9 protein-coding genes and 2 rRNA genes (1 of these 11 running past the window's edge) are annotated in these 11,514 nt (G+C 67.3%); all 11 read left to right on the top strand.

Annotation, left to right across the window (positions count from 1 at the left end):
• Positions 1-2,613: ribosomal RNA gene (locus QPK52_RS01985) — 23S ribosomal RNA — on the top strand; it begins 506 nt to the left of the window's first position.
• 73 nt (positions 2,614-2,686) lie between these two features.
• Positions 2,687-2,803 (top strand): 5S ribosomal RNA (gene rrf, locus QPK52_RS01980).
• A gap of 145 nt (positions 2,804-2,948) precedes the next feature.
• Entirely contained in the window at positions 2,949-3,557 is a 609-nt protein-coding gene (locus tag QPK52_RS01975) for a CDP-alcohol phosphatidyltransferase family protein (protein WP_410535145.1), read from the top strand.
• Between the two features lie 116 nt (positions 3,558-3,673).
• Complete coding sequence (locus tag QPK52_RS01970) at positions 3,674-6,169, top strand: sugar phosphate nucleotidyltransferase (protein ID WP_410535143.1); 2,496 nt, start codon at positions 3,674-3,676, stop codon at positions 6,167-6,169.
• Positions 6,170-6,288: 119 nt separating this feature from the next.
• Positions 6,289-7,197, top strand: a complete 909-nt coding sequence (locus QPK52_RS01965) for a DUF881 domain-containing protein (protein WP_177213973.1) — start codon at positions 6,289-6,291, stop codon at positions 7,195-7,197.
• Positions 7,194-7,526: a small basic family protein gene (locus QPK52_RS01960; RefSeq protein ID WP_093658545.1), complete on the top strand. Its 333-nt coding sequence runs from the start codon at positions 7,194-7,196 to the stop codon at positions 7,524-7,526. Before QPK52_RS01965 ends, QPK52_RS01960 begins: the two co-directional genes overlap by 4 nt.
• A 7-nt stretch (positions 7,527-7,533) precedes the next feature.
• Positions 7,534-8,379 (top strand): DUF881 domain-containing protein, encoded by an 846-nt coding sequence (locus QPK52_RS01955; RefSeq protein ID WP_410535141.1) that lies wholly within the window; start codon positions 7,534-7,536, stop codon positions 8,377-8,379.
• 123 nt (positions 8,380-8,502) lie between these two features.
• On the top strand, positions 8,503-9,312 hold the full coding sequence (locus tag QPK52_RS01950; RefSeq protein WP_245770037.1) for an FHA domain-containing protein: 810 nt from the start codon (positions 8,503-8,505) through the stop codon (positions 9,310-9,312).
• Positions 9,313-9,333: 21 nt separating this feature from the next.
• Positions 9,334-10,134: a MerR family transcriptional regulator gene (locus QPK52_RS01945; protein WP_410535139.1), complete on the top strand. Its 801-nt coding sequence runs from the start codon at positions 9,334-9,336 to the stop codon at positions 10,132-10,134.
• Positions 10,135-10,208: 74 nt separating this feature from the next.
• A complete protein-coding gene (locus QPK52_RS01940; protein WP_093658537.1) occupies positions 10,209-10,682 on the top strand; it encodes a bifunctional nuclease family protein in 474 nt (157 codons plus the stop codon).
• A 184-nt stretch (positions 10,683-10,866) separates the two neighbouring features.
• Positions 10,867-11,466 carry a MerR family transcriptional regulator gene (locus QPK52_RS01935; protein WP_410535137.1) on the top strand — a complete coding sequence of 200 codons (600 nt, stop codon included), beginning with the start codon at positions 10,867-10,869 and terminating at the stop codon, positions 11,464-11,466.
• The last annotated feature ends 48 nt before the right edge of the window (positions 11,467-11,514 follow it).

Genomic DNA, 11,514 nt, shown 5'->3' with positions numbered 1-11,514 from the left:
GTTAAGCCTAAATATTCCCTGGTGACCGATAGCGGAGAGTACCGTGAGGGAATGGTGAAAAGTACCGCGGGAGCGGAGTGAAATAGTACCTGAAACCGTGTGCCTACAAGCCGTGGGAGCGTCGCACGCCGGCTTGCCGGTGTGTCGTGACTGCGTGCCTTTTGAAGAATGAGCCTGCGAGTTTGCGGTATGTTGCGAGGTTAACCCGTGTGGGGAAGCCGTAGCGAAAGCGAGTCCGAACAGGGCGACTGAGTAGCGTGCCCAAGACCCGAAGCGGAGTGATCTAGCCATGGGCAGGGTGAAGCGGCTGTAAGAGGTCGTGGAGGCCCGAACCCACCAGGGTTGAAAACCTGGGGGATGACCTGTGGTTAGGGGTGAAAGGCCAATCAAACTCCGTGATAGCTGGTTCTCCCCGAAATGCATTTAGGTGCAGCGTCGCGTGTTGCTTGCCGGAGGTAGAGCACTGGATAGGCGATGGGCCCTACCGGGTTACTGACCTTAGCCAAACTCCGAATGCCGGTAAGTGTGAGCGCGGCAGTGAGACTGTGGGGGATAAGCTCCATGGTCGAGAGGGAAACAGCCCAGAGCATCGACTAAGGCCCCCAAGCGTGTGCTAAGTGGGAAAGGATGTGGAGTCGCAGAGACAACCAGGAGGTTGGCTTAGAAGCAGCCATCCTTGAAAGAGTGCGTAATAGCTCACTGGTCAAGTGATTCTGCGCCGACAATGTAGCGGGGCTCAAGCACACCGCCGACGTCGTGTCATCGGCACATGGACCTCCAACGAGGGTGTCGATGGGTAGGGGAGCGTCGTGTGCCGGGTGAAGCCGCGCCGGAAGGCAGTGGTGGACGGTTCACGAGTGAGAATGCAGGCATGAGTAGCGATACAGGAGTGGGAAACTCCTGCGCCGATTGACCAAGGGTTCCTGGGTCAAGCTGATCTGCCCAGGGTAAGTCGGGGCCTAAGGCGAGGCCGACAGGCGTAGTCGATGGATAACCGGTTGATATTCCGGTACCCGCTGTGGAGCGCAAGGGCCGAGCCCGGTGATGCTAAGTCCGTGAAGCCGCCCGCATCCTTCGGGGTGCGGTGCTGGTGGAGCCGACGGCCCGATCCGGTAGTAGGTGAGTGATGGGGTGACGCAGGAAGGTAGTCCAGCCCGGGCGGTGGTTGTCCCGGGGTAAGGGTGTAGGGCGCCAGGTAGGTAAATCCGTCTGGCACGAGAGCCTGAGACCTGATGCCGAGCCGATGTGGTGAAGTGGATGATCCTATGCTGTCGAGAAAAGCCTCTAGCGAGTTGCACGGCGGCCCGTACCCTAAACCGACTCAGGTGGTCTGGTAGAGAATACCGAGGCGTTCGGGTGAACTATGGTTAAGGAACTCGGCAAAATGCCCCCGTAACTTCGGGAGAAGGGGGGCCACGCCTGGTGATCCGTCTTGCACGGTGAGCTGGGGGTGGCCGCAGAGACCAGCGAGAAGCGACTGTTTACTAAAAACACAGGTCCGTGCGAAGCCGTAAGGCGAGGTATACGGACTGACGCCTGCCCGGTGCTGGAACGTTAAGGGGACCGGTTAGTGGTGCTTCGGCGCCGCGAAGCTGAGAACTTAAGCGCCAGTAAACGGCGGTGGTAACTATAACCATCCTAAGGTAGCGAAATTCCTTGTCGGGTAAGTTCCGACCTGCACGAATGGCGTAACGACTTCTCGACTGTCTCAACCATAGGCCCGGTGAAATTGCACTACGAGTAAAGATGCTCGTTTCGCGCAGCAGGACGGAAAGACCCCGGGACCTTTACTACAGCTTGATATTGGTGTTCGGTTCGGCTTGTGTAGGATAGGTGGGAGCCGGTGAAGCATGCACGCCAGTGTGTGTGGAGGCGTTGTTGAAATACCACTCTGGTCGTGCTGGATGTCTAACCCGGGTCCGTGATCCGGATCGGGGACAGTGTCTGGTGGGTAGTTTAACTGGGGCGGTTGCCTCCCAAAGGGTAACGGAGGCGCCCAAAGGTTCCCTCAGCCTGGTTGGTCATCAGGTGGTGAGTGTAAGTGCACAAGGGAGCTTGACTGTGAGACTGACGGGTCGAGCAGGGACGAAAGTCGGGACTAGTGATCCGGCGGTGGCTGGTGGAAGCGCCGTCGCTCAACGGATAAAAGGTACCCCGGGGATAACAGGCTGATCTTCCCCAAGAGTCCATATCGACGGGATGGTTTGGCACCTCGATGTCGGCTCGTCGCATCCTGGGGCTGGAGTCGGTCCCAAGGGTTGGGCTGTTCGCCCATTAAAGCGGTACGCGAGCTGGGTTTAGAACGTCGTGAGACAGTTCGGTCCCTATCCGCTGTGCGCGTAGGAGTCTTGAGAAGGGCTGTCCCTAGTACGAGAGGACCGGGACGGACGAACCTCTGGTGTGCCAGTTGTTCTGCCAAGGGCATGGCTGGTTGGCTACGTTCGGGAGGGATAACCGCTGAAAGCATCTAAGCGGGAAGCCTGCTTCGAGATGAGGACTCCCACCCCTTGAAGGGGGTAAGGCTCCCGGGAGACGACCGGGTTGATAGGCCAGAGATGGAAGCCGGGTGACCGGTGGAGTTGACTGGTACTAATAGGCCGAGGGCTTGTCCGTAGATGTTCGCGTCCACTGTGTGGGTTCTGAGACCACGACCCGTCTGGCCGGCGGTGCGTGTGTGTCATGGTGTTTCGGTGGTCACAGCGTGAGGGAAACGCCCGGTTACATTCCGAACCCGGAAGCTAAGCCTTTCAGCGCCGATGGTACTGCATGGGGGACCGTGTGGGAGAGTAGGACGCCGCCGAACGATTTGTGGAGAGAAAGCCCTGCCGGGTTCCCCGGCAGGGCTTTCTCGCGTTCTGCCCCGTTCCCGGGACCCCCTTCCTTCTCCGGCCTCGCGCTGCGGGTAAGGTCAGGAAGCATCGTTGGCACGGACTCACGGGAGGTCCCGGGTGGAGGCCCAGGAGACACGCGTCCAGACGGACCGTGTCCTCACCATCCCCAACATCCTCAGCATGGCGCGGCTCGTAGGGGTGCCGCTCTTCCTGTGGCTGATCCTCTGGCCGGAGTTCGGAGGTCCCAACGCCGACGGCTGGGCGCTGCTCGTGCTCGCGCTCAGCGGCGTGAGCGACTACCTGGACGGCAAACTCGCCCGGCGCTGGAATCAGGTCAGCGGTCTCGGCCGCATCCTCGACCCGGCCGCAGACAGGCTGTACATCCTTTCCACCCTGGTCGGATTGACGTGGCGTGGCATCCTCCCGCTCTGGCTCACCGGGCTGCTCCTGGCGCGTGAGCTCATGCTGCTGGTCGCCGTCTGGGTCCTCGACCGCCACGGGTATGCGCCACCGCAGGTCAACTTCCTGGGGAAAGCCGCCACCTTCAACCTGATGTACGCCTTCCCGCTGCTGCTGCTCAGTGACGGAAGCGGATGGCTTCCGTCACTGGCTGCTATTTTCGGATGGGCGTTCGCAGGCTGGGGTACAACCCTGTACTGGTGGGCAGGAATCCTCTATGTGGTTCAAGTCCGCCGACTTGTCAAGGCGGACGCCGCAGCCGACTAGGCCCTGACTCTCGTCGGGGGCTGCGAGACCCGAGTGGCCCTTTAACAGATTCACGGGTCTCTTCGGCCGGGCACAGTCGGCATGTATGTCGTCTCTTCAAGGAGGACGCTTCCGACATGAAGGCCGTCGTAATGGCCGGTGGCGAGGGCACCCGCCTTCGCCCGATGACCGCGAGTATGCCCAAGCCGCTGCTGCCAGTGGCCAACAGGCCCATCATGGAGCATGTGCTACGGCTGCTCAAGCGGCACGGTCTCACCGAGACCGTGGTGACCGTACAGTTCCTGGCCTCCCTGGTCAGGAACTATTTCGGTGACGGCGAGGAGCTCGGAATGGAGCTCACCTACGCCAACGAGGAAAAGCCTCTGGGTACCGCGGGCAGCGTGAAGAACGCAGAGGAAGCCCTCAAGGACGACTCCTTCCTCGTTATTTCCGGTGACGCTCTCACCGACTTCGACCTGACCGAACTCATCAATTTCCACCGAGAGCGCGGCGCGATGGTGACCGTGTGTCTCACGAGGGTCCCCAACCCGCTGGAGTTCGGCATCACCATCGTCGACGACGAAGGGAAGGTCGAGCGGTTCCTGGAGAAGCCCACCTGGGGCCAGGTCTTCTCCGACACCGTCAACACCGGCATTTACGTCATGGAGCCGGAGGTCTTCGACTACGTCGACCCCGATGTCCCCGTGGACTGGTCCGGTGATGTATTCCCGCAGCTCATGAAGGAGGGCAAGCCGATCTACGGCTATGTCGCCGAGGGCTACTGGGAGGATGTCGGCACCCACGAGAGCTATGTGAAGGCGCAGGCCGACGTCCTCGAGGGGAAGGTCGACGTCGAGATCGACGGATTCGAGATCTCCCCGGGGGTATGGATCGCGGAAGGCGCGGAGGTCCACCCCGACGCGGTACTGCGCGGACCGCTGTACGTGGGTGACTACGCCAAGGTGGAGGCCGGCGCCGAACTGCGGGAGCACACGGTCATCGGCTCCAACGTGGTGGTCAAGAGCGGCGCGTTCCTGCACAAGGCCGTCGTTCACGACAACGTCTACATCGGCCCCCAGTCCAACCTCCGCGGCTGCGTCATCGGCAAGAACACCGACGTGATGAGAGCCGCCCGGATCGAGGACGGCGCGGTCATCGGCGACGAGTGCCTGGTGGGCGAGGAGTCCATCGTCCAGGGCAACGTCCGGGTCTACCCCTTCAAGACGGTCGAGGCCGGCGCCTTCGTCAACACGTCGGTCATCTGGGAGTCGCGTGGCCAGGCCCATCTGTTCGGCGCCCGCGGCGTCTCCGGCATCCTCAACGTGGAGATCACGCCGGAGCTGGCCGTGCGGCTGGCGGGGGCGTACGCCACGACGCTGAAGAAGGGGTCGACGGTCACCACGGCCCGCGACCACTCCCGAGGCGCGCGCGCCCTGAAGCGCGCGGTGATCTCCGCCCTCCAGGCCAGCGCCATCGACGTGCGGGACCTGGAGAACGTCCCGCTGCCGGTGGCGCGTCAGCAGACCGCGAGAGGCAGCGCCGGCGGCATCATGATCCGTACGACGCCGGGCGTCCCCGACTCCGTCGACATCATGTTCTTCGACGAACGGGGGGCCGACCTCTCCCAGGCGGGACAGCGCAAGCTGGACCGTGTCTACGCCCGCCAGGAGTACCGCAGGGCGTTCCCGGGAGAGATCGGGGACCTGAGCTTCCCGGCCAGCGTGTTCGACTCCTACACGGGGACGCTGCTGCGGGCGGTGGACACCAGCGGTGTCGCCGAGTCCGGTCTCAAGGTCGTCGTGGACGCCTCCAACGGAAGCGCCGGCCTCGTCCTGCCCAGCCTGCTCGGCCGGCTCGGCGTCGACTCGCTGACGATCAATCCGGGGCTGGACGAGTCGCGGCCGACGGAGACCGCGGACACCCGTCGTGCCGGGCTGGTGCGGCTGGGGGAGATCGTGGCGTCGGCCCGGGCGGCCTTCGGCGTCCGCTTCGACCCCGTGGGCGAGAAGTTCTCCCTCGTGGACGAACGCGGCACGATCATCGAGGACCAGCGGGCGCTGCTGGTGATGCTCGACCTGATCGCCGCGGAGCGGCGCAGCGGGAAGGTCGCCCTGCCGGTGACCACGACCCGCATCGCCGAGCAGGTGGCCGCCTACCACGGCACCCAGGTGGAGTGGACCACGACCTCGCCGGACGATCTCACCAGGGTCGGGCGGGACGAGGCCACCGTCTTCGGCGGCGACGGCCGGGGCGGGTTCATCGTGCCCGAGTTCAGCAGTGTCTTCGACGGCACGGCGGCCTTCGTGCGCCTGCTCGGACTCGTGGCCCGTACCCAGCTCACCCTGAGCCAGATCGACGCCCGTATCCCGCAGGCCCATGTGCTGCGCCGCGACCTGGCCACCCCCTGGGCGGTCAAGGGCCTGGTCATGCGCCGGGTCGTCGAGGCCGCGGGGGAACGTTTCGTCGACACGACCGACGGCGTGCGCGTGGTGGAGTCCGACGGGCGCTGGGTCATGGTGCTGCCGGATCCGGCCGAGGCGGTCACCCATCTGTGGGCCGAGGGGCCTGACGACGCTTCCGCGCAGGCGCTGCTCGACGAATGGTCGGCGGTGGTCGACAGCGCCGGACGCTGACGGCCCGGCGGTTCCCGGGGTGCCGAAGGCTCCGGGGAACCGCGGTACCGTACCGCCGAACGGACGCGCTCCGGAGCTGTGGAGGCCCCGTTCGGCGGTACGGCCCTCGACGTGCGACGATGTGCGGCATGTCGCAGCAGCACCCCGTACGGAGCACCCCCTCACGGCCTGCGCGACCCGACGCCTCCATGTCGCTGCTCACCAATGTGATGGAGCACAGCCTCGACGACGGCTACGCGGAAGCGGCGGCCCGCCGCGGTGCCGAGGGCCGGTCCGGGCTGCCCCGCACACTGCGCGGGAAGCTCGTTCTGGCCGCCGGTCTCGTCCTGGCCGCGCTGGTGGTCACGCTGGGAGCGGCCCAGGCGCGTTTCGAGGCGCCCACGGAGGCGCGGGAGCGGCAGGAGCTGATCGACCGGATCGAGGACGGCAGCCGGGACGCCGATGGCCTGCAGGCCCGCGTGGACGGCCTCCGCGAGGAGGTCGCGGCGATGCAGCGCGAGGCGCTCCAGGAACACGGCGGCGACCGCGGTGAAGTGGTCGCGCTGCTGGCCGGGGCGGTGCCGGTCGAGGGGCCGGGGATCAGGCTCGTCGTCGACGACGCCGAGGACTCCGGGCCGGGCGAGGGCGGCGGACCGCGCCAGAGCACCGGCTTCGCCGACACCGGGCGGGTGCGGGACAGGGACCTGCAGCGGGTCGTCAACGGGCTGTGGGAGTCGGGGGCGGAGGCGATCTCGGTCAACGGGCAGCGGCTGACGGCCCTGTCCGCCATCCGCGCCGCCGGCGACGCCATACTCGTCGACAACAAACCGCTCGTGCCGCCGTACACCCTGCTCGCGGTGGGCGACGGCGAGGAGCTGAGCGACGCCTTCCAGGACAGCAGCGACGGCCGGTACCTGGACGTGCTCCAGGACAACTACGGCATCCGCACCGGCATCTCCGTCCAGGACAGGGTGCGGCTGCCGGCCGCGCCCAGCCTCACCGTTCGTACGGCAGAGCCCGTGAAGACAGGAAAGGGCAGCACATCGTGATCGCCGTTCTGGGCCTCATCGTGGGAGTCGTGGCCGGACTCCTGGTCCGTCCCGTGGTGCCGACGGTCGTCGAGCCCTATCTGCCGATCGCCGTCGTGGCGGCGCTGGACGCGGTCTTCGGCGGACTGCGCGCGATGCTGGACGGCATCTTCGACGACAAGGTCTTCGTGGTGTCCTTCCTTTCGAACGTGGTGGTGGCGGCCCTGATCGTCTTCCTCGGTGACAAACTGGGCGTCGGCGCGCAGTTGTCGACGGGCGTCGTGGTGGTGCTGGGCATCCGTATCTTCTCCAATGCCGCCGCCATCCGGCGGCATGTGTTCCGGGCGTGAGTGAGCGATGAGCGACGACAGGACGACACCGCCGGGCAGGGACCCGGAGGAGGAGCGGAACGGGGCCGCAGAGGTGCCGGAGGAGCCGGCCGGGTCCTCGGGACCCGCTGCCCCGGCCGGCGAGGGGCCCTCTCCGGGCGGACGTGAACGGCTGATCCGCGGGCTGTGGCCACCGCGGGTGAACCGCAACCAACTCACCGTGGCACTGCTGCTGTTCGTCCTCGGGCTGGGACTCGCCATCCAGGTCCGCTCCACCAGCGAGAACAGTCCGCTGCGCGGTGCGAGGCAGGAGGACCTGGTGCGGATCCTCGACGAGCTCGACAGCCGCACCCAGCGGCTGGAGGAGGAGAGGGGGAAGCTGGAGAACCAGAAGTCCGAACTGGAGAACAGCTCGGACCAGGCGGAGGAGGCGCGTCGGCAGACCGAGGAGAGGGCACGGCAGTTGGGCGTGCTGGCGGGTACGGTCGCGGCCGAGGGACCGGGTATCCGGATGACGGTGGACGACGCCGCGGGCACGGTCGAGGCGCACATGCTGCTGGACGCGATCCAGGAGCTGCGCGCCGCGGGTGCCGAGGCCATCGAGGTCAACGGAGTACGGGTGGTGACGAGCACCCACTTCACCGACAGCGGCGCCGGTATCAGGATCGACGGCCGCAAGGTGGCCTCGCCATACCGTTTCGAGGTCATCGGCACGCCGCAGGACCTCGAGCCGGCGCTCAACATCCCGGGCGGTGTCGTCCAGTCCCTGGAGAAGGAGCAGGCCACCGTGTCCATAACCCGTTCAGAGAAGATCGTCGTGGATGCCTTGCGATCGGCGAAGCGGCCTGACTACGCTCAGTCGTCATCGCAGTGAGCCGACGCGTGAAGAAACCGGGGGTCGGCGCGCTTGCCGACCTGCGGGTAAGGGAAACTGTCCGAAGGCCAGGGACGTTGTGAGGGCGTCCGGTTCGGCCACCGTGAGCATCGAGGGTCTGTCCTGCCCCACGGGCGGGTCTGTTTCGTGCGAGGGGAATCGCCCGTGAGTTTTCTTGGGAAGTTGTTCGGCAAGCGTCAGGACGCCGGTGACGGCGCCCGGCACCGTGCGCCGCGCGGCGGCGAGTCCGCCGCAGAGGGGGCGGAGCGCCCGCTCTTCCGCGACGAGGTCGCGCCCGGCGACAATTCGGGTGGTCACGGCCCTGTCTCTGTTGACCGGGGAGCGTCCGGCCGCATAGGTTCCGAGGCACCATCAGCCTCGAGTACGGGTGGAGGAGCTGACTTGCCGGTCTGTGCGAGGTGCGGGAACCGCGCCGCCGAGGCGAGCCGGTTCTGCTCCAACTGCGGAGCGCCGCTGCGTGGGGGCGCCGTACCCGAGCGTTCCTCGGAGACGACCTCCACCATCTCGATCTCGGGCATCGAGGCCTACGACGCCGAGATGACGGGGCAGACGGCCCTGCCGTCGCTGTCCCCCGAGGCACAGGCGGCCGTGGACGCGCTGCCGATGGGTTCGGCGCTGCTGGTGGTGCGCCGGGGGCCGAACTCCGGCAGCCGTTTCCTGCTGGACAGCGAGCTGACGACGGCGGGGCGCCACCCCGAGAGCGACATCTTCCTGGACGACGTGACCGTCTCCCGCCGCCATGTGGAGTTCCGGCGCGGCCCGGACGGCCGGTTCACCGTCGCCGACGTCGGCAGCCTCAACGGCACGTACGTCAACCGCGAGCGGATCGACTCGGTCGTGCTCAACAACGGTGACGAGGTCCAGATCGGGAAGTACCGGCTGGTCTTCTTCGCGAGCCAGCGCACCGTCTGACCCACCGCCCCGGGGGCGTCCATGCTGCAATCACGGTCCGGCGGTGCCCGCAGGGGCACCGCCGCCGCGAAGTCCGCTCCGATGAGCATCGGCGCCGTGCTCAACCTGCTGCGGGACGAGTTCCCCGAGGTGACCATCTCCAAGATCCGCTTCCTGGAGTCCGAGGGGCTGGTGGAGCCGCAGCGGACCCCGTCGGGGTACCGCAAGTTCACCGCGGCGGACGTGGAGCGCCTGAGCCGGGTGCTGCGCCTGCAGCGCGACCACTACCTGCCGCTGCGGGTCATCAAGGAGCAGCTCGACGCGCTCGACCGCGGCGAGGAGGTGGCCCTGCCCGGCCCGGCGAGGCCGTCCGAGGCCATCGACCCGTTCGACGCGCCGGAGGGGGACCGGGCCTCGGCCGCCGTCCCGGCCCACCACGGCACGGACAGTCCCGCCGGCGCGGAGAGTCCCCGTGCGGCGAGGGTGGGGCGCGCGGAGCTCCTGGCCGCGGCGGAGGCGGAGGAGGAGCAACTGGCGGAGTGGGAGTCGTACGGCCTGATCCGCCCCGGAGGGGACGGCGGGTACGACGCCGAGGCCGTCGCCATCGCCCGGATCGTCGCGGACCTGGGCCGGCACGGTCTGGAGCCGCGGCATCTGCGGGTGGTGAAGGCCTCCGCGGAGCGGGAGGCGGGGCTGGTCGAGCAGGTCGTGGCGCCGCTGCGGCGGCACCGCAATCCCCAGACCAGGGCGCACGCGGAGGCGACCGCACGGGAGCTGGCGACGCTGGCCGTACGGCTGCACGCGGCCCTGGTGCAGTCGGCGCTGAAGGCGCGGCTGCGCTGACTTCGCGCCGGCGATGGGCAGGTCGCGGGGTGCCCGACTACCCAAAGGGGGCGCGCACGTCCTAGGGTTGCTGTGTGAACGAGCTCGACGTTGTGGGTGTCCGGGTCGAAATGCCCTCCAACCAGCCGATCGTTCTCCTGCGAGAGGTGGGAGGCGACCGGTATCTTCCCATCTGGATCGGTCCGGGGGAGGCGACAGCGATCGCCTTCGCCCAGCAGGGCATGACGCCTGCCCGCCCGCTGACCCATGACCTGTTCAAGGACGTCCTGGAGGCGGTCGGCCAGGAGCTCACCGCTGTGCGGATCACCGACCTCAGAGAGGGTGTCTTCTACGCCGAGCTGGTCTTCGCCAGCGGTGTGGAGGTGAGTGCCCGCCCGTCCGACGCCATAGCGCTGGCCCTTCGCACCGGGACGCCGATCTACGGCAGCGACGGTGTGCTGGACGACGCCGGGATCGCGATCCCGGACGAGCAGGAGGACGAGGTGGAGAAGTTCCGCGAGTTCCTCGACCAGATCTCCCCGGAGGACTTCGGCACCAGCAACCAGTGAGCGCCGTCGGCGCCAGGCCATTCCGGCACCCATTCCCGCGACGGGGACACGCGAAACCACTCCTTGGGTGATTATCACTCGGCGTGCCGAGTGTGGCGATCGTTGACGCACCCCGAGTGACTGCCTACCGTCGATTGGGCAGGTCCCGGGCATATCCGCGGGACGTGAAGGACGGAGGGTCGGCGTGAGCAGCACCGGCGACAGCAGGGCGGCGGGCGATCCGTATCCGTTGCGCGGGTCCTCCATACGGCCTCCCGCCCGGTCCGCCCCCGCCACGCAGGGCGCCGCCCCCGGGCTGATCGGCTACCGGGGACCGACGGCGTGCGCGGCCGCGGGCATCACCTACCGGCAACTGGACTACTGGGCCCGTACCGGTCTGGTCGAGCCCAGCGTCCGCCCGGCGTACGGCTCGGGCACCCAGCGGCTCTACAGCTTCCGCGACGTGGTCGTGCTGAAGATCGTCAAACGGCTCCTGGACGCCGGGGTGTCACTGCAGAACATCCGTGCCGCCGTGAGGCACCTGCGCTCGCGCGGGGTCGAGGACCTGGAGCGGATGACGCTCATGAGCGACGGCGCGACGGTCTACGAGTGCTCCTCGCCCGACGAGGTCGTCGATCTCCTCCAGGGCGGCCAGGGGGTCTTCGGTATCGCGGTCGGCGTGGTGTGGCGGGACGTCGAGGCCGCCCTGTCCCAGCTGCACGCCGAGCGGGTCGACACCGGGGAGACGATCGTCGGGGAGAATCCGGCCGACGAGCTGGCGCGCCGCCGCAACCGGGCGGGGTGACCCGGGCGCGGTGGCCGGGCCACCGCCGGCGCGGCGCAGCCGGCGGGC

Origin of the sequence: Streptomyces sp. KL2 (assembly GCF_046529545.1) — a bacterium.
GTDB lineage: Bacteria > Actinomycetota > Actinomycetes > Streptomycetales > Streptomycetaceae > Streptomyces > Streptomyces radiopugnans.
The sequence above is the reverse complement of the archived record's forward strand: the minus strand, read 5'-3'. Positions and strand labels throughout refer to the sequence as shown.